The 25,879-nt window shown below is 71.4% G+C and carries 27 protein-coding genes and 1 pseudogene; 13 read left to right on the top strand and 15 right to left on the bottom strand.

Features of this window, described 5'->3' with window-relative positions:
• Positions 1-62 precede the first annotated feature (62 nt).
• On the bottom strand, positions 63-605 hold the full coding sequence (locus tag ABD331_RS09855; RefSeq protein WP_344472854.1) for a hypothetical protein: 543 nt from the start codon (positions 603-605) through the stop codon (positions 63-65).
• A gap of 51 nt (positions 606-656) precedes the next feature.
• The gene (locus tag ABD331_RS09850; protein ID WP_344472852.1) at positions 657-782 is read right to left on the bottom strand and encodes a hypothetical protein; all 126 of its coding nucleotides are present in this window, start codon (positions 780-782) and stop codon (positions 657-659) included.
• A gap of 136 nt (positions 783-918) precedes the next feature.
• Between ABD331_RS09850 and ABD331_RS09845 the strand changes: the two genes are divergently transcribed.
• The 3 genes and pseudogenes from ABD331_RS09845 (at position 919) to ABD331_RS09835 (ending at position 2,555) form a co-directional block, all read left to right on the top strand.
• Complete coding sequence (locus ABD331_RS09845) at positions 919-1,266, top strand: DoxX family protein (RefSeq protein WP_344472850.1); 348 nt, start codon at positions 919-921, stop codon at positions 1,264-1,266.
• 94 nt (positions 1,267-1,360) lie between these two features.
• On the top strand, positions 1,361-1,798 hold the full coding sequence (locus ABD331_RS09840; RefSeq protein ID WP_344472847.1) for a hypothetical protein: 438 nt from the start codon (positions 1,361-1,363) through the stop codon (positions 1,796-1,798).
• Between the two features lie 99 nt (positions 1,799-1,897).
• Positions 1,898-2,555: pseudogene (locus tag ABD331_RS09835) on the top strand (low temperature requirement protein A).
• A 30-nt stretch (positions 2,556-2,585) separates the two neighbouring features.
• Here the strand turns inward: ABD331_RS09835 and ABD331_RS09830 are convergent.
• Positions 2,586-3,245 (bottom strand): cyclase family protein, encoded by a 660-nt coding sequence (locus tag ABD331_RS09830; RefSeq protein WP_344472845.1) that lies wholly within the window; start codon positions 3,243-3,245, stop codon positions 2,586-2,588.
• Positions 3,246-3,275: 30 nt separating this feature from the next.
• Positions 3,276-4,019 carry an SDR family oxidoreductase gene (locus ABD331_RS09825; protein ID WP_344472843.1) on the bottom strand — a complete coding sequence of 248 codons (744 nt, stop codon included), beginning with the start codon at positions 4,017-4,019 and terminating at the stop codon, positions 3,276-3,278.
• 83 nt (positions 4,020-4,102) lie between these two features.
• Here ABD331_RS09825 and ABD331_RS09820 point away from each other — a divergent pair, with 83 nt between their 5' ends.
• Positions 4,103-4,576 carry an RrF2 family transcriptional regulator gene (locus tag ABD331_RS09820; protein WP_344472841.1) on the top strand — a complete coding sequence of 158 codons (474 nt, stop codon included), beginning with the start codon at positions 4,103-4,105 and terminating at the stop codon, positions 4,574-4,576.
• A gap of 47 nt (positions 4,577-4,623) precedes the next feature.
• Here the strand turns inward: ABD331_RS09820 and ABD331_RS09815 are convergent, their stop codons facing one another.
• The 3 genes from ABD331_RS09815 to ABD331_RS09805 all read right to left on the bottom strand — a co-directional run bounded on the left by ABD331_RS09815 (position 4,624) and on the right by ABD331_RS09805 (position 7,345).
• On the bottom strand, positions 4,624-4,818 hold the full coding sequence (locus tag ABD331_RS09815; RefSeq protein WP_344472839.1) for a ferredoxin: 195 nt from the start codon (positions 4,816-4,818) through the stop codon (positions 4,624-4,626).
• A 28-nt stretch (positions 4,819-4,846) separates the two neighbouring features.
• Entirely contained in the window at positions 4,847-6,058 is a 1,212-nt protein-coding gene (locus ABD331_RS09810) for a cytochrome P450 (protein WP_344472836.1), read from the bottom strand.
• A gap of 108 nt (positions 6,059-6,166) precedes the next feature.
• Positions 6,167-7,345: an NAD(P)/FAD-dependent oxidoreductase gene (locus ABD331_RS09805; protein ID WP_344472834.1), complete on the bottom strand. Its 1,179-nt coding sequence runs from the start codon at positions 7,343-7,345 to the stop codon at positions 6,167-6,169.
• 136 nt (positions 7,346-7,481) lie between these two features.
• Between ABD331_RS09805 and ABD331_RS09800 the strand changes: the two genes are divergently transcribed.
• Positions 7,482-8,117 (top strand): TetR/AcrR family transcriptional regulator, encoded by a 636-nt coding sequence (locus tag ABD331_RS09800; protein WP_344472832.1) that lies wholly within the window; start codon positions 7,482-7,484, stop codon positions 8,115-8,117.
• Positions 8,118-8,218: 101 nt separating this feature from the next.
• Positions 8,219-9,565 carry an alpha/beta hydrolase domain-containing protein gene (locus ABD331_RS09795; RefSeq protein WP_344472830.1) on the top strand — a complete coding sequence of 449 codons (1,347 nt, stop codon included), beginning with the start codon at positions 8,219-8,221 and terminating at the stop codon, positions 9,563-9,565.
• A gap of 9 nt (positions 9,566-9,574) precedes the next feature.
• Here ABD331_RS09795 and ABD331_RS09790 read toward each other — a convergent pair whose 3' ends face one another.
• Positions 9,575-10,309 carry an SDR family NAD(P)-dependent oxidoreductase gene (locus ABD331_RS09790; protein WP_344472828.1) on the bottom strand — a complete coding sequence of 245 codons (735 nt, stop codon included), beginning with the start codon at positions 10,307-10,309 and terminating at the stop codon, positions 9,575-9,577.
• Between the two features lie 77 nt (positions 10,310-10,386).
• Between ABD331_RS09790 and ABD331_RS09785 the strand changes: the two genes are divergently transcribed.
• Together ABD331_RS09785 and ABD331_RS09780 are read left to right on the top strand one after the other, a co-directional pair.
• Complete coding sequence (locus ABD331_RS09785; RefSeq protein ID WP_344472825.1) at positions 10,387-11,193, top strand: helix-turn-helix transcriptional regulator; 807 nt, start codon at positions 10,387-10,389, stop codon at positions 11,191-11,193.
• A 484-nt stretch (positions 11,194-11,677) separates the two neighbouring features.
• Entirely contained in the window at positions 11,678-12,415 is a 738-nt protein-coding gene (locus ABD331_RS09780; RefSeq protein ID WP_344472823.1) for a hypothetical protein, read from the top strand.
• Positions 12,416-12,685: 270 nt separating this feature from the next.
• Here ABD331_RS09780 and ABD331_RS09775 read toward each other — a convergent pair whose 3' ends face one another.
• The gene (locus tag ABD331_RS09775) at positions 12,686-13,192 is read right to left on the bottom strand and encodes a cupin domain-containing protein (protein WP_344472821.1); all 507 of its coding nucleotides are present in this window, start codon (positions 13,190-13,192) and stop codon (positions 12,686-12,688) included.
• A 94-nt stretch (positions 13,193-13,286) separates the two neighbouring features.
• Here ABD331_RS09775 and ABD331_RS09770 point away from each other — a divergent pair, with 94 nt between their 5' ends.
• Positions 13,287-14,192, top strand: a complete 906-nt coding sequence (locus tag ABD331_RS09770; protein WP_344472819.1) for a LysR family transcriptional regulator — start codon at positions 13,287-13,289, stop codon at positions 14,190-14,192.
• Between the two features lie 136 nt (positions 14,193-14,328).
• On the top strand, positions 14,329-15,075 hold the full coding sequence (locus tag ABD331_RS09765; RefSeq protein WP_344472817.1) for an MBL fold metallo-hydrolase: 747 nt from the start codon (positions 14,329-14,331) through the stop codon (positions 15,073-15,075).
• 9 nt (positions 15,076-15,084) lie between these two features.
• Here the strand turns inward: ABD331_RS09765 and ABD331_RS09760 are convergent, their stop codons facing one another.
• Positions 15,085-16,161 carry a LacI family DNA-binding transcriptional regulator gene (locus ABD331_RS09760; protein WP_344472815.1) on the bottom strand — a complete coding sequence of 359 codons (1,077 nt, stop codon included), beginning with the start codon at positions 16,159-16,161 and terminating at the stop codon, positions 15,085-15,087.
• A gap of 175 nt (positions 16,162-16,336) precedes the next feature.
• Between ABD331_RS09760 and ABD331_RS09755 the strand changes: the two genes are divergently transcribed.
• Complete coding sequence (locus ABD331_RS09755; RefSeq protein WP_344472813.1) at positions 16,337-18,175, top strand: DUF2264 domain-containing protein; 1,839 nt, start codon at positions 16,337-16,339, stop codon at positions 18,173-18,175.
• Positions 18,176-18,214: 39 nt separating this feature from the next.
• On the top strand, positions 18,215-19,600 hold the full coding sequence (locus ABD331_RS09750; protein WP_344472811.1) for a S28 family serine protease: 1,386 nt from the start codon (positions 18,215-18,217) through the stop codon (positions 19,598-19,600).
• 39 nt (positions 19,601-19,639) lie between these two features.
• Here the strand turns inward: ABD331_RS09750 and ABD331_RS09745 are convergent, their stop codons facing one another.
• From ABD331_RS09745 to ABD331_RS09725, 5 genes are read right to left on the bottom strand one after another with little or no spacing between them, the layout of a single operon-like run.
• A complete protein-coding gene (locus tag ABD331_RS09745; protein WP_344472809.1) occupies positions 19,640-20,761 on the bottom strand; it encodes a Gfo/Idh/MocA family protein in 1,122 nt (373 codons plus the stop codon).
• A complete protein-coding gene (locus ABD331_RS09740) occupies positions 20,758-21,531 on the bottom strand; it encodes a ThuA domain-containing protein (RefSeq protein ID WP_344472807.1) in 774 nt (257 codons plus the stop codon). Before ABD331_RS09740 ends, ABD331_RS09745 begins: the two co-directional genes overlap by 4 nt.
• 14 nt (positions 21,532-21,545) lie before the next feature.
• Positions 21,546-22,352, bottom strand: a complete 807-nt coding sequence (locus ABD331_RS09735; protein WP_344472806.1) for a carbohydrate ABC transporter permease — start codon at positions 22,350-22,352, stop codon at positions 21,546-21,548.
• Complete coding sequence (locus ABD331_RS09730; protein ID WP_344472804.1) at positions 22,349-23,287, bottom strand: carbohydrate ABC transporter permease; 939 nt, start codon at positions 23,285-23,287, stop codon at positions 22,349-22,351. The genes ABD331_RS09735 and ABD331_RS09730 overlap by 4 nt, the downstream gene beginning before the upstream one ends.
• A gap of 12 nt (positions 23,288-23,299) precedes the next feature.
• The gene (locus ABD331_RS09725; RefSeq protein ID WP_344472803.1) at positions 23,300-24,526 is read right to left on the bottom strand and encodes a sugar ABC transporter substrate-binding protein; all 1,227 of its coding nucleotides are present in this window, start codon (positions 24,524-24,526) and stop codon (positions 23,300-23,302) included.
• 238 nt (positions 24,527-24,764) lie between these two features.
• Between ABD331_RS09725 and ABD331_RS09720 the strand changes: the two genes are divergently transcribed.
• Entirely contained in the window at positions 24,765-25,772 is a 1,008-nt protein-coding gene (locus ABD331_RS09720) for a LacI family DNA-binding transcriptional regulator (protein WP_344472800.1), read from the top strand.
• Positions 25,773-25,879 lie beyond the last annotated feature (107 nt).

The following is a 25,879-nucleotide window of genomic DNA, read 5'->3' as shown; positions in this document are numbered from 1 at the left end:
TCCGATGGACCCGTGCGCCGGCTGGCTACTGTGATCTGGCGACGAGCCGGTCATCGTCCTGGTCAGCGGGAGGCGGTGGGGAGGCCGGCCTGGTCCGGCACGACCTTGGGCAGCGCGCGCAGCCAGGCCTCCAGGTCGGCGGGCCACCAGCGGCCCGCCGCCAGCCGCCCCAGCTCCTGCGCGACCGCCCCCGACGACGCGCTCACCGGCACCACCCGGACGGGCGCCGCCCCCGCCAGCACCCCCAGCCACCAGTGCCGCCACGTCTGGGTCAGCTCGTCGGGCTCCAGCACCAGGTAGTAGTCGGGCAGCACCAGCCGCCCGGCGCGCAGCTCGCCCAGCGCCGCCTCGATGGCCACTTCCAGGGCGCCGGCCACGCCGGTGCCGTCGAAGTAGGCGGCCCACGCCGCGGCCACGTCGGCCAGGGGGTCGGCGTCGTGCACGACGTACGTGGCCGCCGACCGCCCGGCGATCTCCATCACCTCGGCGGCGCCGCGCTCGCCCCGGGTGATCGCCCGGACGTTGTGCAGCCTGTCCAGCCCCGCGACCACCCCGGCGGCGCCGTCCCCCGCCACCACGACCACCGTACTGCTCAAACGCCGCATATCGGGCAGTCTACTGGCGGGCTTCGATCAGGACTTCGATCCAGCGTTCGATCAGGGGATGAGCGCGGCGATCAGCCCGTACTCGATGGCGGTGGCGGCGGAGGCCGCCGCCTGCACGGCGATCACGGCGAGCAGAGCGACGGCGAGCATGACGATGACCTTGATGGCGTTACGCATGGGACGTCCCTTCGATCGGCCGGTTCCACAGTCTCTTCGAACGACGTACAAAATTGGATGAGTCAGGCGGTCACACTTTCCCGGCGCCCGGGGTCAACGCGACGAAGGCAACGAACCCGCACCAAGGGAGCATCCGATGAGCACCGCCCACACCATCGTCACCGTCCTCGCCGCCCTCTGGGTGGGCTTCTCGGCCCTGTCGGTCTTCATCCGCGCCAAGTGGGTCGTCGAGCCGCTGGCCGAGTACGGCGTCGGCGCCCGCTGGTGGCCCTGGCTCGGCACCGCCAAGGCCGCGGGAGCCCTCGGCCTCCTCGTGGGGCTGTTCGTGCCGCTGATCGGCGTCCTGGCCACCATCGGCCTGGCCGTCTACTTCACCGGCGCCGTCGTCACCGTCGCCAGGGCCCGCTCGTACGGCCACCTCCCGTTCCCCCTCCTGTACCTGGCGCCGGTGATCGGCGCGTTCGTGCTCGGCCTGGCGGCCTGAACGTCCAGGCCGGGCCGCCCGGCGTGGCGTCACCCGGAGCGGCAGCACCGGCGGTGACAATGGGAAAAGCCTGGTCACGGCGCGGGGAGGGCGGATGCGGGCCATCATCGGCATGGCGGCGGCAGCCGCCCTCACCATCGTGACGGCGACACAGGCCCACGCCGGGACACCGCCGTGGCGCAAGCTCACGTCCTTCTTCGTGATGCCGCACGCCCCCCACCAGAACGACTTCGTCCGGGTGCTCCTGCACTGCCCCGACGACTCGAACCACGCGATCGTCGGCTCCACCGCGTTCATGCTGAAGGGCTCCTGGCGCACCTACCGCGAGGTGGGGATCGGCCTGTCGGGGCGGGGTCTCGGGAGGGACGGCGTCGGCATCTCCCGGTACGCGCCCCCCGGCCACCACGAGGTGCACCTGAAGTGCGTCAAGGTGACGATCGACAAGGCCACCCACCTCAGGAAGGTCAAGGTGCTCGGCCGCGCCTCGGCCTCGCTCTTCGTCCGGGAATTCCGCGTCAAGCAGTACTTCTAGACGCGGCCGGAGACCACCGCTCCTCGTCTTCGCGGCCACCCGCGTCACCGCTTTCATGGCGCACGAGCACAGCGCCACGGCCTGCTGCAAGGCCTGTTATTGCTGGCCCTGCTGTGGTGGACGTGGGAGGCGTACACCTGGCTGGGCAACCAGGCGCGGGCGGACGAGGGCGCGCTGCGCGGCGGGACCGCGGCGGCGACGGCGGCGGTGTTCGTGGTGGCGCTGGCCATCGGGCGGCGACGCTCAGTTGCGCCGCCAGATCCTGTTGTCCTGGGCGTCGCTGCTGGCCGGGGCGCCGTTCCTGGTGGTGGGGGCGTTGCTGGGCGGGTGGGCGCAGACGGCGTTGTTCGCCGGGGCGCTGCTGGTTGACTGGATCGGCACCTACGTGACCTCCCGTCAGGGCAACTGGCGGGTGTACAGCGCGGCGCACTGGAGCGGCCTGTTCGTCCTGCTGGCGATCGGCGAGTCGGTGGCGGCGATCGGGGTGGGCGCGGGCGCGCACGGCGGGTTCTACGCACCGGCGCTCTTCGGCGGGGCCGCGCTCTACCTGGGCGGGCACGTGCTGTTCGGCAACCGGTTGCACGCCACCGTGAAGGTGCCCAGGCTCGTCACGGTGGCGGTGCTGCTGGTGGCGCTGCCGGGCGCGATCGCCGTGCCGCCGCTGGTCGCGCTCGGCGCGCTGGTGCTGGTCCTGGCCGGGCTGATCGCCTTCGAGACCAGACAGTACGCCGAGCAGCGCCGCGAACTACGCCAATAGGCCCGCTCCACGCGCCAGCCGCTCCACGGCTCAGTCTCGGAGCACCGCGTACGCCCGTACGGTGAAGGTGCCCATGCCCTTGACGGCGGGCGGCGCGGCGTGGAACTCGAACGACCGCCCCGACAGCCGCTCCAGCCCGGTCAGGTGCTCCACCACCGGAATGCCGGCGGCGAGCAGCTTCGTGTGCGCCGGGCGGGCGGGGTCGCCGACGTCGTCGACGTTCACCGAGTCGATGCCTACGAGGGCGGCCCCCTGCTCGGCCAGCCATTCGACGGCGTCCGAGGTGAGGAACGGGTGCGAGGCGTGCCCGTACCGCTCGGTGCGCCAGTGCCGGTCCCAGCCGGTGTGCACCAGCACGGCCTTGCCGCGCACCTCGTGCTTGTCGAACGCCTCCCGCCCGATCGCCCTCGGCTCCCCTGCGGACACGAGCACCCCGTCGAGGGCCGCCAGCCTCGACAGGGGCAGCTCGCTCAGGTCGATGCCGTCGGGGTAGCGGTGGAACGGCGCGTCGAGGTAGGTGCCGGTGTTCGCGACCATGCTGATGCGGCCGATCTGGAACTCCGTGCCGGGGGCGTACACGCCGCGCGACGCCTCCCTGGAGAGGTGGTCGGAGATCTCGGGGCCGGGCAGCCCGGGGTAGGTGACCATGCCGTGCTCGACGACATGCGACAGATCCACCAATTCGCTCATCTCAGCCCTCCGCGCTCGAAAGCACCCAGATTAGCGCTGCCCGTCCAGCCACTCCTCGAAGGTGGTCGGTGCGAGGCGGGCGCCCTCGCCGGGCAGCAGCACGTCGCCGGCCATCTCCGGGCCGAACAGCCCCGACCACGACGGCACCAGCTTCACCTCGCGCCCGCGCGCCTGGTTGGTGCGCCGGGCCATGTCCACCAGGTCCTGCGGGTCGGGCCCCGCGACGTCGGCGTAGCGGCCCTTCGGCTCACCGGCGGCGATCTCGGCCAGCACGTCCGCCACGTCGGCGGGCGCGATCGGCTGCACGAGCAGCGGCGCGACGGTGGCCACGCCGTCGCGCTCGGTCCAGCTCGCCACCATCGCGGCGAAGTCGTGGAACTGGGTGGCCGGCACGATCGTCCACGGCACCGGGCCCGCCTCCACCAGGCGCTCCTGCTCGCGCTTGGCCGCGTAGTGGGCGTTGCCCTGGATCCGGTGCACGCCCGCGATCGACAGCAGCACGTGGTGCCGCACGCCGGCCCGTTCCCCGGCGGCGAGCAGGTTGCGCGTGGTGGCGGCGAAGTAGGCCACCGTCTCCTCCAGGGAGCCTTCGGGGCCGTTGACCGTGTCCACCACCGCGTCCACGCCGGTGAGGGCGGCGTCGAGGCCCTCGCCTGTCACGAGGTCCACGCCGAGTGAGCGGCTGATGCGCACCACGTCGTGGCCGTCCCGCTCCAGGGCGGCGGTGGTGAGGGCTCCGATGTTCCCGGTCGCGCCGGCGACGGCGATCCGCATGACGTTCTCCTTCTCGATCTCCTGTCGCCCCGACCGTATCTCGGACTAAACAGATCCGCAATGTCCGCGATATGATGTCGATCGTGAAGCTGCCTGTGAGCACCGAGTGGTTGTTGCACTGCGCGACGTCGCTGGCCCAGCTCGAACCCGGGGTCACCGCGTCCGCGGCGCAGCTCGCCGACTACTACGACCTGCCCGCTCCCTACCTGGCCAAGCAGCTTCAGGCGCTGGTCAGGGCCGGGGTGCTGGCGGCGACGACGGGGCCGAGGGGCGGGTTCCGGCTCGCGCGGGCGGCGGCCGACATCACGATGTTGCAGATCGTCGAGGCGGTGGACGGCGCGGCGATGCCGTACGAGTGCCGTGAGATCCGGGCGCAGGGGCGGGGCGCGCTGCCGCCGGAGGAGTGCCGTCGGGCTTGCGTCCTGGCGGAGAAGATGGCCGACGCGCATCGCGCGTGGCGGGCCAGCCTCGCCGGGGTCACGCTCGCCGACATCCTGGCCGAGCTGCCCGCGCACGCGCCCCAGCGCACCAGGTCCATCCTCACGGGCAGGACATGAGAAGGGCGCCCGTGCGATCACGCACGGGCGCCCTCGGTCTTTCAGGGTTACTCGCTCACCTCGATGGCGGCGCCGGGGCACACCACGGCGGCCTCGCGGACCGCCGCGTGCTGGCCCTCGCCCGGCTCGGCGTTCAGCAGGACCACGATGCCGTCCTCGTCACGCTGGTCGAACACCTCGGGCGCGACCAGCACGCACGAGCCTGCGCCGCAGCACTTGTCCTCGTCGACGGTGACTCTCATATCAGCGTTCCCTCCTCGTGAATCGATGTCACCAGCGGACCGGCACCGTACGCAGGCCGCCGACCGCCAGCCCCTCCACCCGCTCCAGCTCCGCCACCGGCACGGCCAGCTCCAGCCCAGGCAGCTTGCGCAGCAGCACCTCCAGCACGACCTGCAGCTCCGTGCGGGCCAGCGACTGCCCCAGGCAGGAGTGGGCGCCGGAGCCGAAGGCCAGGTGCGCGTTCGGGCTGCGGGTCAGGTCCATCTCGGCCGCGTCCTCGAAGGCGCTCTCGTCGCGGTTGGCCGCGGCCATGCTGCAGATCACCGTGGTGCCCTTGGGCAGCGTCTCGCCGCCGATCTCCGCCTCCACGGGCAGGTAGCGGGGCAGGCCGAAGCCCGAGTTGGCGTCGAGGCGCAGCGTCTCCTCGACGGCGGTGCGGATCAGTGACGGGTCGGCCTTCAGCGCCTCCCAGCGGGCGCGGTCGGCCAGGAGCATGGAGACCATCTTGCCGATCATGTTCGCGGTGGTCTCGTGGCCCGCGACCAGCAGCGCCATGCCGGTGACGATGATCTGCAGGTCGGCCAGCCCGCCGTCGTCGGGGCCGCCGGCCGCGAGCAGCTCGCTGAGCAGGTCGTCGCCCGGCTCGGCGCGCTTGGCCGTGATGAGGTCCGACATGTACTGGAAGAACTCGGCCTGCGCGGCCTCGATCTCTTCCTTGCCGTACCTGGTCAGGTTGAGCAGCGTGTCCGACCAGTACGAGAACCTGTCCCGGTCCTCGGCCGGCACGCCGAGCATGTCGCAGATCACGTACACCGGCAGCGGGAAGCCCAGCGCGGCCCGCAGGTCGCCGGGAGCGCCGCGCTTGACCAGGTCGTCGATGAGGTCCTCGGCGATCTGCGCCATCCGCGGCCGCATGGCGGCCATCCGCTTGGCCGTGAACCACTTGCCGACCAGGCGCCGCCAGTGCAGGTGCCCGTCGCCGCTGTCAGGGATGATCTGGGCCACGTCGCTGTTGAACACCCCGCCGCCGTCCGCCGACAGCCGGGCCGCGTCGGGCGCGGTGAGCTGGCGGGTGAAACGGGGGTCGGCCAGCACCTGCTTGACGTCCTCGTAGCGGGTGATCAGCTTGGCGGCGTCGCCGCTGGGCAGCTTCACGTGCGCCACCGGGCACCCGCTGCGCAGCTCGGCCCACTCGGCGGGCGGGTCCAGCGCCGCGTCGTTGGGGATCGGGTAGCTCAGGACCTGCTCGTTCACACTCATTCGGCATTCTCCTCGTGCGCGGATCGGACGACCGCCACCGGGCGGCCGGTGTTCATGCCTGGATTTCTGCCGTCACGCTGTGACGGGACGTGCGGTGAGGTGCTGTTGTCACGCTGTGACGGGACGTGCGGTGAGGTGCTGCTGCCTCAGCACGCGGGCCTGCTTGGCCATGTTCCAGCCGAGCACGCCGGTGACCTGGCCGTTCTCGTGGTAGAGCGCGGCGAAGCGGCCCTGCTCGGGGTCGCCTTCGGCGATGCTCACCTCGGCCGCCGCCGACAGCAGGCCGTGGGCCTGGATCTTGATGTCGTACTGGTCGGTCCAGAAGTACGGGATCGGCTCGTACGGGCGATCGGCCCCGAGCACGTTGGCCGCCACGATCTGGGCCTGCTCGGTGGCGTTGGTGCGGTTCTCCAGGCGCAGCCGCCTGCCGAGCCCCTCGTGCAACCAGGACGCCACGTCGCCGACGGCGTACACGCCTTCGGCGGCGCGGCAGCGCGAGTCGCACTCCACGCCGTCGCCCAGCGTGAGCCCGCTGCCCTCCAGCCAGCCGGTCGCGGGCCGGCAGCCGATCGCCACCACGACCGCGTCGGCGGGCAGCAGCTCGCCGGTGGCCAGCCGTACGCCGGTGACCCGGCCCTCGGCGGACGTCAGCTCCCGCACCGCGACGCCGAGCCGCAGCGCGACCCCGCGTTCGGCGTGCGTGCGGGTGAGCAGCTCGGAGGCGGGACCGCCGAGCTGGTCGGCGAGGATCGCCGGGCCGAGGCCGACGAGCGTGACGTCGAGGCCCATCTTGCGGGCCGTCGCGGCCACCTCGCCGCCCAGCACGCCCTCGCCCACGACCACCAGCCGCCTGGCGGCGGTCAGGTGGGCGCGCAGGGTGAGCGCGTCGTCGAGGCCGCGCAGCTCGTGCACCCCCGCCAGTTCCCGCTGCCCGGGCAGCCGGCACGGCGTCAGGCCCGTCGCGATGACGACGGCGTCGGCGCTCAGCACCCGGCCGGTGGCCGTGCGCACCTCGCGGGCGGCGGCGTCGAGGAAGACGGCGGGCTCCCCGCGGACGAACTCCGCGTCCAGCGCGTCGAGCTGCGCCTGCGTGCGGAGCTGGGCGCGGGACGGCTCCCAGTCGCCGGCCAGGACCTGCTTCGACAGCGGCGGCCGGTCGTAGGGGAGGTGCGGCTCGGCGTCGAGCAGCGTGAGCCGCCCCTGGTGGCCCTGGCGCCGCAGCGCCTCGGCCGTGCTCAGGCCGGCGGCCGAGGCGCCGACGATCAGGACGCTGCCGGGCGTGGTCACGCCGCTCCGCTCCGGTGGGAGGCCGTCCTACCTGCAGAAACCCGCATAGGTCGTAGTCCTTTCCCTCGTGTCGCCCACAGATTACCCTACATCTGTAGGAAAACCTGCACATGTAGTGAGACGGTAGGGTGAAGTCGTGGCCACGAGCAGAGGAAGCACCACCCCGACGGGCGACCGGCGCGTGCGCCGCTCCCAGGCGGCCCTGGCGCGGGCCCTGCTCCGGCTCGTCGAGGAACAGGACCTGTCCCGCATCACCGTCGCCGACGTGGCCGAGCTCGCCGGCGTGAGCCGCTCCACGTTCTACGACCACTACCGCGACGTGCACGAACTCGCCGAGGCCGCCTGCACCGCGATGATCGACGGCCTCATCGAGTCACTGCCGGGAGACTTCAACACCGCCGACCCAGGGCGGGAGGCCACCGCGTCGCTGGAGGCGTTCTTCGGCAGCCTCGCCGAGCACGCCGGGCTGTATCGGGCGTTGCTCGGGCCGCAGGGGAGTGCGCGGGTGGCCGACCACATCCGGCACCGCAGCACCGTGGCCATACAGGAGCGGCTGCGGGAGGCCGTGGAGAGTTCCGAGGTGCCCGAGATGGCGCGGCCATTGCTGGAGCTGCCGCTCGACGTGCCCGCCGCGTTCACGGCGGGGGCGCTGATCGGGGTGGCCGCGGAGTGGTTGCAGGGCGGGTGTACGCGGTCGCCGGGGGAGATGGCGGCCCTGACGTGGCCGTTGTTCCACTCGCTCTTCCGCATCGAGACCCGGCCGTCCCGCTGAGACGCGCTTGATCGCTGGTGATTGTGCCGATGCGCGTGACCGGCGGACGGGGGAGCATCGGGCGTGGCCGTCTTCCTGGGCCCCGGAAGGAGATCAGCGCGATGGCGGCATTCCCCAGAGCGGCACGGATCGCGGCCGCGGCACTGCTCACCACGACCCTGCTCCCCGCAACGGCCTCGGCGGCCACCCCGGTGGACGTCCCCAGGGTCGAGGGCCCGCTGCCGGGCGCCCCGCCGGGCGACCCCGCCTCACCCGAGATAGCTGAGACCTACCCCTGGCTGGCCACCGACGCCGACCTGCGCGCGCTCGGCTACGTCGAGCAGGAGTTCCACCTGTCGGGCGACGCCGACGCCTACAGCGCCACGGGCGAACTGCTCGCCTCGGACGTCCCGTACAGGACCAGAGTGATCGTCCGCCGCCCGGCGAGCCAGGCCGCCTTCAACGGCACCGTGCTGATGGAGTGGCAGAACGTCACCGCCGGATACGACCTGGACGCCCTCTGGAGCGCCGAGCAGCTCACCCGCGCCGGGTACGCGTGGGTCGGCGTCTCGGCCCAGCGCGTGGGCGTGAACCAGCTCCGCCAGTGGAGCCTCGCCCGCTACGGCACCCTCGACGTCACCGGCGGCGGCCGGTTCACGACCGACCAGCTCTCCTACGACGTGTTCTCCCAGGCGGCCCAGGCCATCAGGGCGTCGGCCCGCCCCGCACTGCTGGGCCGCCTGCGCGCGGACACCGTGCTGGCCGTCGGCGCCTCACAGTCGGCCGGACGGCTGACCGTCTACTACGACTCCGTCCTGCCGCACCTCGAGAGCGTCTTCGACGGGTACGGCCAGATCGTCGGCCCCGCCCCCACCCGGGCAGGCGCGGAGCCGGTGTTCCAGGTGTTGTCGGAGACCGACGTGCGCTCGCCCGCGCGTCCCCCGGACACCGAGCGGTTCCGCCGCTGGGAGGTGGCCGGCAGCGCGCACTCCGGGTGGCACGGTTACAGTGCCCGCGCCCCGCTGCTGGCCCGCGATCTGGGGAGCGCGCCGGCGTACACGTGCGACAGGCCGCCCTTCAGCCGCGTCCCGCTGCACCACGTGCTGGCCGCCGCCTACGATCATCTGACCCGCTGGGCCCGGCGGGGCGTCGCGCCGCCCGTGGCGCCGCCGCTGGAGTTCGGCCCGGACGGCGCCAAGGCCCGCGACGAGCTGGGGCTGGCGCTCGGCGGCATCCGGTTGTCGCAGGTGGCGGCGCCCACGGCGCTGAACACGGGCGACAACTCCGGTGAGACGTTCTGCGTGCTGTTCGGGACGCACGTCCCGTTCGGGCAGGAGCAGCTCGACGAGCTGTACCCGACGCACGGTCATTACGTGGCGGCGGTCGTCCGCGCGGACGCCCACAACCTGAAGGCCGGTTACCTGCTGCCCGGCGACGCCCGCCAGAACCTCGCAGGCACCCGGCCATGACCGCCGGTGTCACCAGGGCATGGGAGTCCCGTCCCAGGAGAAGAAGCCGCCGGTGGGGCCGTCGTCCGGCAGCAGAGCCAGCCTGACGGCCCCCGCCGCGGCCTCGGCGGGATCGCCGTCACTCCCGGCGGCCCGGTCGTTGAGCTCGGTGCGCCGCAGCCCAGGGGCCAGCGCGTTCACCTTGAAACCGGCCTCGGCCAGGGTCTGGGCGTAGAAAAGCGTCAGCGCGTTCAGCGCCGTCTTGGACGAGCGGTACGCCGCGCCGGCGCCTCCCGCCACCGCGAACCCCTGCGCCGGGTCCGCGCTCAAGGTCAGCGAGCCGGTGCCGCTGGAGACGTTCACGATGCGGGGGGCGGGGGAGCGGCGCAGGGCCGGGAGGAAGGCGTTGATGACGGTGAGGACGCCGAAGAGGTTCGTCTCGAACGTGCGGCGGAAGCTCGCCGCGTCCGCCTCGTCGGGACGCCTGTCGTCCACCATGATCCCGGCGTTGTTCACCAGCACGTCCAGGCTGCCGACCAGCCGCGCGGCGGCGGCCACACTGTCGTCGTCGGCGACGTCCAGCACCAGCGGCCTGGCATCGCCGCCGATCTCCTCCGCCGCCCGCTCTCCTCTCGCGGCGTCCCGCGACCCGACGTAGACGGTCAAACCGGACGCCGCGAGCTGCCGCGCGATCTCCTTGCCGATGCCCTTGTTGGCCCCGGTGACCAGGGCGATGGAATCCTTCTTCGTCTCAGCGTCGTTCATACCGTTGACCCTTCCGCCCCCGCATTGGGCACATCCAGGGACAACCGATCCCTGGCAGCCAGTTTTGGAGGAGACGCGTGGCGAAACAGGAGCTGGCCCGCTTCCTGCGGTCGCGGCGCGAAAGCCTGCGGCCCGCCGACGCCGGCCTTCCCGCCTCCTCCCGCCGCACCCCCGGGCTGCGGCGGGAGGAGGTGGCCGAGCTCGCCCACATGTCCGTGGACTACTACGTACGGCTGGAGCAGGCGCGCGGGCCGCGGCCGTCGCCGCGCATCCTCGACGCGCTCACCGGCGCGCTCCGGCTCACCAGGGCTGAGCGGCGGCATCTGTTCCAGCTCGCGGGCACCGGCCCCACGCCTCCGCCCGGGCCGGTGCGCAGGGTTCGGCCGCAGGTGGCGGCGTTGCTGCACCGCATGCCCGACACGGCGGCCATCGTCACGGACGCCGCCTACGACGTGCTCGCCTGGAACCCGCTCGCGCAGGCCGTCCTGGGTTACGACCAGCAGCTCAACCTGGCCCGCCGCCGCTTCGCCGACACCGGAGGGTTCGGCTACGTCGAGTCGTCCAGCTTTGAGGAGTTCGGTCACATCGCCGTCTCCCGGCTGCGTCGCGCCGCCGAACGTTACCCGCACGACGAGGCACTCCAGCTGCTTCTGAGGGAACTACGCGCGGGCAGCGAGGAGTTCGTGCACATCTGGAACACCGACCCGGTCCACGAACCCGGCCACCGCACCAAGGTCGTGCAACACCCGGAGGTGGGAGCGTTGCGCCTCAACTGCGACGTCCTTCTCGTTCCTGACGACGACCAGCAGGTCGTCTTCATCACCGCCGACGCCGGTACCCCCTCCGCCCGCGCCCTCCGCCACCTGTCCGCCTCGGTACGGTGAGCAACCGCTCATCCCACCCCGATGTACGCATCAGCCCCCTGAACCGCCCGCCCCGAGACACCCACCACCTGAACCTCCGCCCCGAGACGCCCACCTGGCCCCCGGCCTGGCACGCCCGCCACCTGAACCCCGGCCCGATACCCCTCACCACTTGAACCCCGCCCCAAGATGCCCATCACCCTGAACCCCCGCCCGAGACCTCTCACCACCTGAACCCCGGGTGGCGGCGTCGGAGTGAGGTGCCGGGCGGGGCGCCGGGGTGAGGTAACACACGAGGCCTGAATTCCTACGCTGCACTCCCCGCCGTATGGCCTGGCTTTGTGGCAGTCGTTACGGATGAGCCGCAGGGGCAGTTGGGCCGGTTTTGACGCCGGAGCGGGATGGGACTTCCCGGCTCCAGGGCAGCCCGACAGGTGACTGCAGGACGACGGCTCTCCCACCAGGAGCAGCGGTCGCGGAGAAGCAGGAATCGGGGGTACCCGCGATGCGGACCACCATCACCAAGTTCGCCGTCGCCGGCGCCGTAGGCGTAACGGGTCTGCTCGGCGCTGCGGCTACGGCCCAGGCCGACGTGGGCGCGGGCCAGGTAAGCGCCCACGCCGCCCAGCCGGTGCCGCCGGACGACGACGATGACCTCCGGGTGGCCGACCCTGAAGGCGCGCCCGTACGTGCGGGGCCCGGGCCCGCGTACGAGATCGTCGATCGGATGAGTTACAGCGAACCGGTGCAGTACGAGGAGATGGCCGGCTACATCGAGATGACGCAGGAGGAGGCCGCCCAGATCGCCGGGATCATGCCGAGCGGCGAGATGCCAAGCGGGCAGATGATGCCCGGCGGGGAGATGCCCAGTGGCGAGATGCCGGGCGGGGAGACGATGCCGGGTGGGGAGATGCCCAGTGGCGAGATGATGCCTGGCGGCGAGGTGCCGAGCGGAGAGATGGTGCCCGGCGGGGAGATGCCCGGTGGCGAGATCGTGCCGGGCGGTGAGACCGATGGTGACGACACCTCCGGTGGTTCGGCGGCGCATGATGTGTACGGCGAGATGAATACCGGTGACCTGTCCGGTTCCTCCGCCGCCACACCCGGCCAGGCGACCACCAGCTACCCAGCCGCGTACGTCGTCCAGCAGGTCGCGAACGCCATCGGCCCGAGCACCTCGGAGGACGCCTGGCTGGACGTGGGCGACGGCTATGTCTGGCTCGGTGACGTGGAGCCGGATTGAGCCGCACGTCGGACGGCCCCGTCCCGGTGCGCGTGGAGTGCGCGCTGACCGAGCGGGGCCGTTCCCAGCGCGAGCAACTGCGGGTGCTTGGGTGATGAGCGGCAGGCCCTGCGGGTGCTCGGCCGGTGTGCGGCGGCCCCTGCGGGTGCTCGGCCGATGGGCGGGGGCCCCTGCTGGTGCTCGGGCGATGAGTGGCGGCCTCCCAGGACCAGAGACGGTCAGCAGCGCCCTCGACTCGTGCAGACGCGCCGCCGAGAGACGATCAGGTGCTCATTGAGCCTGCTCCCCCCGCCGCAACCTGGCGGATCGCCAGTCCGAATCGTCGACGAAGTGCACGTCGTAGCGCGTCTGCAGAGGAAGCAGGCTGTCGAAGGGTTCCAGACCGTGCTGGATCCGTCCCAGAGCACGGAAGTAGCCGAAGCGTTCGATGCCAGGGGTCAGCACCACCAGCAGGTCGGCAGTGCTGCCGGGCGCCGCGCCGAAGGCGTGCGGCAGGCCGGGCGGGATCGTCACGAGCCCGCCCCGCCCCACCTCGGTCAGGTGCCCGTCGAGCAGGAACTCCGCCGTCCCGTCGAGGACGTAGAACAACTCCGTGGACAAGGCGTGATAATGCGGGCGCGCGCCGTCGGCGCCCTCGCCGAGGACGAGCCGGTTGGCGCCCAGCGCGCCGCCGGTGCTCTCGCCGTCGGCCAGCAAGTGGAAGCCGCCGCCGCCGGGCAGCGCGACGTGTTCGGCATCGTGCGGCTGCAGGATCAGCGCGTCCGTGAAGGAAGACATGATCAGCTCCTCAGGTTGAGTCAGGTGTCCATTCGAACGCGCGAAGAGGGCGGCAACCAGAAGCGTTCGGCACGGTCATCGATCACTGATCGTGATGAATCGGGGGGCGCGGGTGGAGCTGCGGCAGTTGCGGTACTTCGTGGCGGTGGCCGAGGAGGGCGGGTTCGGCCGGGCGGCCGAGCGGCTGCACATCGTTCAGGCGGCGGTCAGTCAGCAGGTCGCCCGGCTGGAACGCGAGCTGGGCGTGGTCCTGTTCGAGCGATCCACCCGGCGCGTGCGGCTGTCCGGGGCGGGGGAGCGGCTGTTGCCCGAGGCGCGTGCCGTGCTGGCCGCCGCTGAGCGGACCCGGCGCGTGGCCGCCGATCTCGCCGCCGGTGAGGAGGCGGTGCTGCGTCTGGGCATCGTGCACAACGAGCGTGTCCACCGGCTGCTGAACGAGCTGGCGGCCGTCGCGCCCCGGCTTCGGGTACGGCTGCACCGGCTCGGCCCGGACGAGCGTTTGGCGGCCGTGCGGTCCGGTGAGCTGGAGGCGGCCCTGGTCCGTGCCCTGTCGGCGGCTCCCGGGCTGGAACTGCTGCCGGTGTGGGAGGACCCGCTGCTGGTGGCTCTCCCGGCCGGTCACGCGCTGTCCGCCGACCCGGTACTGAGCCTGGAACAACTGGGCGGTCTGCCCTTGCGGCTCGCGCCACGGGACGGCAACCCGGCCTTTCACGACCTGATCGTCGGGGCTCTGCGCGAGGCCGGGGTCGAACCGCGGCTCGGGCCGCCGTTCACCACGCTGCTGGACACGCTCACCGCGATCGGGCTCGGTGAGCCGTCCTGGACGGTCTTCTACCACGTGGGCGAACTGCCCGCCCTTCCACGGGTGGTCATCCGCGCGCTGGCCGCTCCTACGCTGACCACGTCACTGGCGGTGCCTCCCGGACCGCCCGCGCCCGCCCTGCGCCACCTCCTCCAGGCGATCACCGACCTGGATCCGGCACGCCCGACCTGGACATGACCGTCCGGGCGATGGCGTTTTGGAGGGATGTGGCGAGTGGCTGTCGGGGGGCTGGCGGGTGTGGCGAGTGGGCCGTTCGGGGGGTTGGCGTCTTGGTGTGGCGAGTGGCTGTCCGGGAGCCTGGCATTCTGGACGGATGCGACAGGTGACCGTCCTCGGCAGTTGCGGTGCGTTCCCCGAGCCGGGCCGTGCCTGCAGCGGTTTCGCCGTGGACTGGGACGGTTTCCGGCTGCTGCTCGACCTGGGCTACGCCACACTGCCGAGGCTGCTCGCGCACTGGCCGGACGGCGCGGTGGACGCCGTCGTCATCACCCACGAACACCCCGACCACTGCATCGACCTGCACGGCCTGTTCCGGATGCGGCTCTACGGCGCCCCCGGCGGCCCAAGGCTGCCGCTGTACTGCCCGCCGGGCGTGCTCGACCGGCTCGCCGGGCTGGAGCCCGACGTAGACCTGCACGCGGTGTTCGACGTGCGTCCGCTGCCCGGCACTTACCGGGTGGGGCCGTTCGCCCTCACCGGGCTGCCGCTGCCGCACTACGTGCCCAACGTCGGCATCCGCCTGGAGGCCGACGGGGTCGCCCTGGCCTACACCGGCGACACCGGCCCGGCACCGGCGCTCGCCGAGCTGGGGCGCGACGCCGACCTCTTCATCGTCGAGGCCACCGACAGAGAAGGCGAGACCGACCGTCCCACCCGCAATCTGATGGCTTCCACGGAGGCCGGTCAGTGGGCGAACGAGGCGGGCGCGCGCCGGTTGATGCTCACCCACTTCTGGCCGGGCAACGACCGGGACGCCGCCGTGGCCGCCGCCAGGAAGGAGTTCGGCGGTGAGGTGCTGGCGGCCGAGGAAGGACTCACTGTCCGGCTCGGGCGAAACTGATCAGCCGGCTCACCCCAGGGCGACCCGCACCGGCCGTACGGAGTCACGCACGATGATGTGCGTCCCCAGCAGCACGTGCTGCGCGGGCGCCACCACCTTCTCCTGCCGCCGTTCCAGCGCCAGCCGCACGGCCGTCCGCCCCAGCTCCTCGTGCGGCACGTGTACGGTGGTCAGGTCGATGTCCGCCGCCGGCGGCAGGTCGTCGAACCCGACCATGGACACGTCGTCAGGCACCCGCAGCCCGTGCTCCCGCAACGCCTGGCGAGCGCCGGCGGCGATGAGGTCGTTCCCCGCGAAGACGGCGGTGAAGTCGGGCGGCCCCGCCGCGAGCCGTTCCCTGATCATGCGGTAGCCCTCGCTCCGCTCCATCGTGCCGTCGGCCTCCAGCCCGGGGTCGTGCGGGACGCGGTGGTCGGCGAGGGCGTTGCGGTAGCCGGTGATGCGGCTGTCGGAGGTGGTGTAGCCCTCGTGCCGGCCGAGGAAGAGGATCCGCCGGTGCCCGGCCGAGAGCAGGTGGCTGGTGATGGCGTACGCGCCGCCGGTGTTGTCGTACTCGACGACGAGGGCTGGCACGTCGGGCCCCAGCGTGGGGCGCCCGCACAGGACGAGCTGGGAGCCGGCCGCCGCGAGCGCGCGGGCGTAGTCGGCCATGCGTTCGCGGTAGGCGTCGTTGTTGACGACGTTCCCGACGAGGATGACGCACTCGGCGTGCTCCTGCCGCATGAGCTGGACGGTGGCCAGTTCGCGCTCCGCGTCGCCGCCCGTGGTGCCGACGATGCACAGCTTGCCCTCAAGGGCGGCCTGCGTCTGCACCCCCTGTGCGACGTGCGCGTAGTGCGGGGAGACGACGGAGTTGACGATGATGGCGACGCTGCGGCTGCTGGCTCCGGCGAGGTTGCGGGCGTTGGCGTTGGCGACGTAGTCGAGCTCGCGCACCGCCTTCATGACCTTGCTGCGGGTCGCCGGGGCGCTCGGGTAGGAGCCGGACAGGATGCGGGACACCGTGGCCACCGACACGCCCGCGTGCGCGGCCACGTCGCGGATCGTCGTCGGCCGCTGCTCGCCGCTGTCGGACCGCCGGACCATGCCACCTCCCAGTGAAACACATGGGTAAACCGGTTACACGGATTGTTTCCGCCTGGCTGGCGCAGTGTCAAATCATCCCGCCGACCGTCGGCCTCAAGCAGGTAGGTAAAACGCTTGCATCGCCAAGCCCACTGAAGTCTCCATTTTCCCGGCTTATTGGCTTAGTATGCGCTTTATGTCGATGACCCGTGAGCGCTGGGAGGCCATGGCGGACCACCTGCTGGCCGCCGTGCAGCCGTACGCGACGGAAGGCTTCGCCCAGTACCGCCTGCCCGGCAAGGCCAGCAGGTCGGGGCCGGTGAGCGACGGGCTCGAAGGGTACGCGCGCACGTTCCTGCTCGCCGCGTTCAGGATCGCCGGAGCGCGCGGCGACGTACCGGCGGGGCTGATCGAGCGGTACGCGAGCGGGCTGAGCGCCGGCACCGACCCCGCGCACCCGTACGCGTGGCCCGCGCTGACCGACATGTCGCAGCAGCTCGTGGAGGCGGCCTCGATCGCGCTGGCGCTGCACGAGACCCGGCCGTGGCTGTTCGACCGGCTCTCGGCGGGGGAGCGGGAGCGGGTGGTGGAGTGGCTGGCCGGGTTCGTGGGGAAGCGGACGCCGGACAACAACTGGGTGATGTTCCGGGTGGTCGTCGAGCAGTTCCTGGCCGGGGTGGGCGGGCCGTACGAGCCGTCCGAGATCACCGGCGGCCTGGAGCGCGTCGAGGAGTGGTACGCGGGCGACGGCTGGTACTCCGACGGCAAGGGGAAGAACTTCGACTACTACTGCGGCTGGGCGCTGCACCTGTACCCGTCGCTGTGGGCCAGGATGAGCGGCGACACCGCCAGGCAGGAGCTGTACGCGGGGCGGCTGCGCCGCTTCCTGGAGCAGTACCAGCACTTCTTCGCCGCTGACGGCGGCCCGGTGCACCAGGGGCGGTCGCTGACGTACCGGTTCGCGACGGTCGCGCCGCTGTGGCTGGGGGCGCTCACCGGCGCCTCGCCCCTGCCGCCCGGCCGGACCAGGCGCATCGCCGGGCGGGTGCTGGAGCACTTCGCCGAGCGCGGCGCGCCGGACGAGCGCGGCCTGCTCAACCTCGGCTGGTACGACGCGTTCCCGCCCATCGCGCAGGCCTACTCGGGCCCGGCGTCGCCGTACTGGGCGAGCAAGGCGTTCCTCGGCCTGCTGCTCCCGCCCGGACACCCGGTCTGGACGGCGGCGGAGGAGCCCGCGCCCGTCGAGCTGGCCGACCAGTCGCTCACCATGCCCGCCCCCGGCTGGCTGCTGCACTCCACCAGCGCGGACGGCGTCGTCCGCCTCGTCAACCACGGCAGCGACCGCGACCGCGTCCAGTCTCCCGACGGCGACCCCGACCCGTACTACCTCAAGCTCGCCTACACCACCCACACCGGCCCCGACGTGGGCGAACACGCCCAAGGTGTGGACAACCACCTGGCCGTCATCGCCCCCGGCGGCACCGCGTCGCTGCGCCGTTTCATCGAGCCGCTCGCCGCGTCCGACCGCTTCGCCGCCTCGGCCTACCAGGACGGCCCGGTACGCGTGGTGACGGCCTCCGTCGTGGACGGCGCGGCGGAGATCAGGATCCACCGCGTCACCGCCCCGGCTGGGCACCAGGTGCGGGACGGCGGCCACGCCCTGGCCGCTCCGACCGCCCCCGACCTGCGAGAGGGCGACTCCCTGGCGCTGGCCCGCCGCCCGGACGGGCTGACCAGCGCCGTCCGCGCCCTGCACGGCTACTCGGGCACCGGCGTCGTCACGGCGGTGGACGCCAACGCCTTCGGCCGCCACTCCGCCGTCCCGTACGCCTTCGCGACGGCCCATCCAGGCGGCACCGCCCTCTACGCCAGCCTGGTGTGGCTGTCGGGGACGGCGGCGGAGCCGCCCGGTGTGTCCGTGCGGATCGAGGACGGCGAGACGGTCGTCCTGACCCTGGACGGGGGAGAGACGGTGACCGTCCACCTGGGGGACGTGCCCTCGGCGACCCGGGAGCTTCTGGCCGGAAGAGCATGATCGGTATACGTTCGGGCGATACCGGAAGGAGTGCGTATCGTGCGATTACGGTTTCTGGCCGCCTTGGCGGCCTCGCTGGCCCTCGTCCTGCCCGCGGCCCCGGCCACCGCCGCAGCCCAGGACGACCTGCTGGAACGGCTGAAGGCCATCCCCGGATTGACCGTCGTGTCGGAGACTCAGCCGTCCGGCTACCGGTTCTTCGTCCTGTCCTACACGCAGCCCGCCGACCACAGGAACCCCGGCCAGGGCGCCTTCCAGCAGCGGCTCACCCTGCTGCACCGCTCCGAGCAGGCGCCCGTCGTGCTGGCCACCGGCGGGTACGGGCTGCCGGTGAACCCGACGGCCTCGCGCAGCGAGCCGACCCGGCTGCTCGACGGCAACCAGGTGTCCGTGGAGCACCGGTTCTTCCGATCCTCGCGCCCCTCCCCGGCCGACTGGGACGACCTGACCATCTGGCAGGAGGCGACCGACGAGCACCGGATCGTCCAGGCGCTCAAGACGATCTACGGCGGCAAGTGGATCCAGACGGGTGTGAGCAAGGGCGGCATGACCTCCGTCTACCACCGCCGCTTCTACCCGGACGACGTGGACGGCGTGGTGGCCTACGTCGCGCCCAACGACCCGATCAACCCGCTGGACCACGCCTACGACCGGTTCTTCGCTCGCGTCGGCACCCCGGAGTGCCGTACCGCGCTGGAGAACGTGCAGCGTGAGGCGCTCAAGCGGCGTGAACGGATGGTGGCGCTGCTGGAGGCGGACGCCGCGCGCAACGGTTACACCTTCGCCAGGACACTGGGGACCGCCGACCGGTCGTTCGAGATGACGGTTCTCGACACGGCGTGGGCGTTCTGGCAGTACCTGAGCGTGAACGACTGCGCGTCCGTGCCGCCGGTGACCGCCACGGACGAGGAGCTGTACGCGTGGATCGACAACGTGGCCTCGTTCGCGTTCTACACCGATCAGGGCTTGGAGTACTACACGCCGTACTACTACCAGGCGGCCACCCAGCTCGGCTGGCCCGATCTCGCGTTCCGGCACCTGCGCGGGCTGACCAGGTACCGGGGGCTCTACCAGCCCAACTCGGTGCTGCCCGCCGAGCTGAGGTCCCGGCACGATCCGCGGCCGATGCCGGACGTGGACCACTGGGTGCGCACGCGCTCGGAGCGCATGTTGTTCGTGTACGGCGAGAATGACCCGTGGAGTGCCGAGCGGTTCGCGCCGAGCGGGAGGGACTCCTACCTGTACGTGGTGCCGGGGGCCAACCACGGGGCCAACATCGGGTCGCTGCCTGAGGCGGAACGGGCGGCGGCGACGGAGACGCTGTCGCGGTGGGCGGGGGTGCCGGCCGGTGATCGGCGGGCGCCGGAAGCCGTGCCTGCTCTTCCGGACGACCCCATGCTGCCTGATCGGCACCACCTTTCCTGACCACGCGGGTACACCGGGCTGCGCGGCAGCCCGGTGTCGTCAGCCCAGGACGGTGGCCACGGCGCCCCAGGACTTCAGCCGTTCCCGGACCTCGTCCCGCACCGGCAAGGCCAGCGCCTCCTCGTAAGCCTGCTCCATCAACGCCGCGACGTTCACCCGTTCCCCCGTCTCGGCCGACCGCACGGCCGCCTCGACCATGGCCAGGCTTCCCAGGTTCCCTCGGATGGCGCTGTCCGGCCGGCTCCCCGTCCGTACCGCCTCGGCGAACTCCGCGAGCGCGCCCGCGATCTGCTCGTGCGCCCCCGGCGCCACGTTCTCCTCCAGCCCCCGCACGCTGGAGGTGACGCGCGACTCCCCGTCCCAGGTGGCGGTGCCGCCGGCGGCGACGGCTCGCCACTCGCCGTTCCAGGACGTGTCGCGCCCCTCCGCGCACCAGCTCCCGGTGAACACGTACCGGGTGCCGTTGGAGAACAGGAAGGTGGCGGTCGCGGACGCGTCCCCCTGGAACCAGCTCCAGGACGGGTTCCAGCTCTCGCACACGACGGAGACCGGCTCGGCGCCGAGGAGGTGGCGGCTGGCGTCGAAGGCGTGGATGGCCATGTCGACCAGCAGCGGCTGGGGCATCTCCTCGCGGAACCCGCCGAAGTGCGGGGCGCGGTAGAAGTCGGTGGTGAGGAGGCCGGGCGGGCCGAGTTCCGCGACGCGTTCGCGGAAGGCGGTCAGGGCGGCGAAGTAGCGGCGGGACTGACTGATCATCAGCAGGTGTCCGGTCGCCTCGGCGGCGGCGGCCTGGACGAGTGCTTCGGCGAGGGTCGGGGCGGCGGGCTTCTCGCACAGGACGGGGAGCCCGGCGAAGAGCGCCTCGACGTTGACGGCGCTGTGGGCGGCGGGGACGGTGACGTTGACGACCGCGTCGGGCTCGACGGCCGCGAGCAGCTCGCCGAGCGACCCGGCCACCACGACCGAACCGCCACCGAGCCGGCTGCCCGAGCCCCCGGCCGAATCACAGCCGACCGACCGCACGGCGGCCTCGGCCCGCTCCACGTCGAGGTCCGCCACCCCCACCAGCTCGACCCCGTCCGCAGCCGCGATCGTCCGCAGCCACGCCACCCCCATCGCCCCGGCCCCCACCTGCACGAGCCGCAACGGCCGCACACTCACTGGGAGCCCTCCTTGTTGTGCATCGCCCCCCGATACCCGTGCCCGTTGAAGAAGTCCCCCGCCTCGTACCGCAGCAAGGTCGGCATCTCCCGCCGCGCCGGGGCAGCCCACTCCACCCCGTTGGCGATGACCTGCAGCACATCGGGATGGTGGTAGACGGGATAGTCCTGATCCCCAGGGCTGAAGTAGAAGATCTTCCCGTTGCCGCGCCGGAACGTGCACCCGCTCCTGAACACCTCACCCCCGGTGAAGGAGCTGATGAAGATGAGCTCGTCGGGGGTCGGGATGTCGAACTGCTCCCCGTACATCTCCTGCGCGGGAATCTCGATCGGATGCGGAACGCCGCGCGCGATGGGATGGCCGGGCATGACCGTCCAGATCAGCTCGCGATCGTTCTCGCTGCGCCACCGCAGCGTGCACGTGGTCCCCATCAGCTTGGTGAAGATCTTCGACCAGTGGCCGGAGTGCAGCACCAGCAGCCCCATGCCCGACAACACGTGCCGATGCACCCGTTCCACCACCTCGTCGGCGACCTCCGCGTGGGCGGCGTGCCCCCACCACGTGAGCACGTCGGTCTCGGCGAGCACCTCTTCGGTCAGGCCGTGCTCGGGGTCGTCGAGGGTGGCGGTCCGTACGGTGGCCCGCTCGCCGAGCCGCTCCTCCACCCCCCGCCGGATGGCGTTGTGCATGCCGTCGGGGTAGATCTTGGCCACTTCTGGCTCGGCCTGCTCGTGGCGGTTCTCGCCCCACACCAGGACACGGATCGTCATGTCGAAACAACTCCTCACTTGACGGCGCCGGCGACGGCGCCTGCCGCGATGTAACGCTGCGCGAAGATCAGGAGCAGGGCGGCGGGGACGGAGGCGAGGACGGCCGTGGCCATCACCGTGTCCCAGTCCTGGGTGTTCGCGCTGATGTAGTCGTAGATGCCGAGGGTGATGGGCCGCACTTCGGGCGTGCTGGTCAGGGTGAGCGCGAACAGGAAGTCGCTCCACGCCGACAGGAACGTGAACAGGGCGGCCGTCACGATCGCGTTCTTGCTGATGGGCACGACGATGGAGACGAACGCCCGCAGGTGGCCGGCCCCGTCCACCATGGCGGCCTCCACGAGCGCCCGCGGGATGGACCCCATGAACGCCCTGATGAGCAGCACCGCGAACGGGATGCCCGCGGCGGTGTTGGCGAGGATCAGGCCGAAGAGGTTGTTGATCAGGAAGAGGGAGTTGAACAGCGGGTAGAGCGCGTTCGCGATGACCATGGCGGGGATCATCTGGGTGATCAGCAGCACCAGGACGAAGGCGCTCGCGCCGCGTGAGCGCAGCCGCGACAGGCCGTAGGCGGCGGGGGTGGCGACGACCAGCGTGAGGACGACGGTGCCGAGGGCGATGAGCAGGCTGGTGACGAAGTTCTGCCCCTGCTCGGTGATGGCCTTCGCGTAGCCGGAGAAGGTGGCGTGCAGGGGGAGCCAGTCCCTGGTGGTGGCGCCGGAGCTGGACTGCAGGCTGCTGTTGAGCATCCAGTAGACCGGGAAGAGCATCACGGCCAGGAAGAGCACGCCCAGCGCGGTCATGGGGAGTCGTTTGAAGGTCATTCAGAGGGCTCCCTGCGCGAGAGGTACAGGTAGACCAGGGCGAAGACGAGCGAGACGACGATGAGCACGTTGCTGATCGCGGCGCCCTCACCGAAGTTGAACTCCACGAACGACTTGTTGTACGCGTTCGTCGCCAGCGTCTGCGTGGAGTTGGCGGGCCCGCCGCCGGTCAGGCCGAGGATGATGTCGACGACCTTGAGCGTGTAGACGACGCCGAGCACGATGACGACGCTGACCACGGGCCGCAGGTTCGGCCAGGTGATGTGCCGGAACGCCTTCCACCCGGTGGCGCCGTCCAGCGAGCCGGCCTCGTACAGGTCCTTGGGCACGGCCTGCAGCCCGCTGTAGAGGATGGCGACGTTGAACGGGATGCCGAGCCAGATGTTCACGCAGATCACGCCGACGAGCGCGAGCGTGGGATCGACCAGCCAGGGCACGGCGGGCACGCCGAACAGGCCGAGGAACTGGTTGAGCGCGCCGCTCTCCTGGTCGAGCAGCCATTTCCAGACCGCGCTGGAGGCGATCAGCGGGATCAGCCACGGCAGCAGCAGCATCGCGCGCAGGAACCCGCTGAGCGGGAAGTTGCGCTTGAAGAACAGCGCCAGCGCGAGCCCGATGGCGAACTGGAAGGTGATCGAGCCGATGGTGAACAGCGCGGTGTTCACCATCGTCGTGGTGAACAGGTAGCTCGACAGGATCGTGGCGTAGTTGGCGATCCCGACCCAGGGCGCCTGCCCGCTGTAGAACGTCGAGGTCGTGTACTCCTGGAAGCTCATGACGACGTTCTGGACGATCGGGTAGCCGAAGAACATCGCCACGAACACGATCGCGGGCAGGCAGAACAGCCAGGGCGTGGCCCGCCGGAGCAGCCTCGTCCACAGGACGGTGCGGTGTTCGCCCGCCGTGACCGGCAGGCTGAGATGGGCTGAGGTCATCAGCGGTGCTCCTTACTGCTCGCCCTGCGCCTGGCGCAGGGCTTCGGCGGGAGCGGCCTTGCCTGTCAGCGCGATCTGCACGGCGTTGTAGATCTTGGTCGCCGCTTTCGGCCAGTCGGGGCCGAGCAGCGCGGTACGCGAGCGCGCGGTGCGCACGGTGGTGACGAACGGGGCGAGCGCCGGGATCTCCTTACCGGCCTGCTCGGCGACCTCGGGGTTGGACGGCACCATCTGCTTGATCTTCGCCGTCCGGAGCTGGTTGTCCGTGGAGACCAGGCATTTCACGAACTGTCCTGCCTTGGCCATCCTGGCCTGGTTCCCGGTGCGCGGCACGGTGAAGACCTCGCCGCCGAGCGGGGCGACCGTGGTCTGCGACAGGTCGCGCTTGGGGATGGTGAACACGCCCCAGTTCACGTCCCGCTGCTCCTGGAGGGCGGGGATCTGCCACGGCCCGTTGACCACCATGGCCGCCTTGCCCGCGATGAACTGGTCGATCACGTCGTCCTGGCTCCAGATGATCGAGCTGCGCGACATCGACCCGTCGTTCTGCAGGTCGAGCAGGAAGCGCACCGCCTGTTCGGTCTGCGGGGTGGTGATGTCCTGCTCGGTGCCGCCGTTGCCCCACATGAACGGCAGGAACTGCCAGGTGCCCTCGTAGGTGTTGACGGTGCTCATCGCGAAGCCGTAGCGGTCCTGGCCGGTGAGCCGCTTCGCGGTGGCGCGCAACTCGTCCCAGGTCGTGGGCGGGGTCGTGATGCCGGCCTGCTGGAACAGGTCCTTGTTGTAGAAGACGCTCAGCGTGTTCACGGCGGGGGCGAGCCCGTACAGCTTGCCCGCGTACGTGCCCGCCTTCACCACGGCCGGCAGGATGCCGGCGCCGTCCACGCCGTAGTCGGACAGCGGGGAGAGCGCGCCGGACTCGGCGATCTGCTGCACGTCCGGGTTGTCGAGCATGAGCACGTCGGGCAGGGTGCGGGAGGAGCTCTGCTGGAGCACCTTGGGGATCAGTCCTGGCCCCGCCACGTGGCTGATCTCGATGGAGACGCCGGTGCTCTGCGCGCACGAGTGGTAGATCGGATCCTGGGCCTCGTCGTAATAGTCCTGAATGGTCAGCGTGTTGGGGGATTCCGTGCCGGAGGCGGCCGCTCCGCCGCACGCGGTGAGCGTGAGAGGGGCGAGCACCGCCGCCGCGACAGCCACTTTGGGCGCCCTTTCCGGGCGCTTCCGCGCTGTCTCCATGTGATGACTCCTGTCCCGTTGGAGCGGGTCGCGGAAATCGGCAGTGGAGGGCTTGTGAGCAGGGGGAACGAGGGTGATGGGCCAGACTCGCGCTGATCGATCAAAGCGCTTAACCGGCGTTCGCTTGTTGTGTATGTTGCGCTGATCTGTCTGTGATGTCAACAACAAGTTAAGCGTTTTGACGCAGGCGTCTCGGAGATATAGTCGCAGTGCTTCCTCACGGAAAGAGCCGGCAGCCATGGTCACGATGCGCGACGTCGCCGCGCGGGCGAATGTCTCCATCGCCACGGTGTCCTTCGTGCTCAACGGCACCAAACGGGTCGCGCCGGAGACCAGGGCCCGCATCGAGGCGGCCATCGAGGAGCTCAACTACCGGCGCAACGTCGTGGCGCGCGCCCTGGCCAGCTCGCGCACCCGCATCCTCGCCCTGCTCCACCCCGACCTGGAGTCGCGGGCGAACGCCACGGTGATCCAGTTCGTCATGGGCGCCGCGCACGGCGCCCGCGAGCGCGGCTACGACCTGGTGCTGTGGCCGGTCAACGACGACGAGCAGATGTCACACCTGCTCGCGGGCGGGCTGGTGGACGGCGCGCTGCTGATGGAGGTGCAGATCCGCGACTCGCGGGTCGAGCGGCTGGTCGCCTCCGGCCTGCCGTTCGCGCTGATCGGCCGTACGGAGAACGACGACCTGCCGTACGTGGACATCGACTTCGCCGCCACGATCCAGGAGGCGGTCGCCCATCTGCGCTCCTACGGCCACGAGCGCATCGCGCTGATCACCGACCGCGCCAGGGGCGGCCCGGGGCCCGGCCGGATCATGCGGGTCGAGTCCGCCTACCGCGACGCGATCGCCCCGCTCGGCGCCCAGCCCGTGATCATCGCCGTTGACAGCACGTCGGCGGGCGGGCGAGAGGCCGCGCGCACGCTGTGCGCGGAGCATCCCGAGTGCACCGCCGCCATCCTGGTCAACGAGGGCGCCTCGGCGGGGCTGGCCAAGGAGATCAGGGCGGCGGGCCGGTCCATCCCCGGCGATCTGTCCGTCATCTCGGCGTCCACCACGCGCGAGCTGGGCGAGATGATCGAGCCCGAGCTGACCGTGATGGCCGCGCCCGCCGCCGAGCTGGCCCGCCTGGCCGTGGACGCCCTCATCGACCAGCTCGAAGGCGTCCCCGACGCGCCGCCGCACACGCTCATCCCGTGCACGCTGGTGCCGGGGGAATCCGTGGGTCCCGTCACTGTTTCGTGACAAATGACCAGAATGAGTAGACATTTCCTGTTCTCTTCAGCCACTCCACGCTCAGCGTTCACACAAGCGCCCCAAGGTGCCCGGGGGCCGCCTGACCGGCGCCCCTG

The organism is Nonomuraea monospora (genome assembly GCF_039531895.1).
Classification (GTDB): domain Bacteria; phylum Actinomycetota; class Actinomycetes; order Streptosporangiales; family Streptosporangiaceae; genus Nonomuraea; species Nonomuraea monospora.
This window is presented reverse-complemented; position numbering and strand designations above follow the sequence as displayed.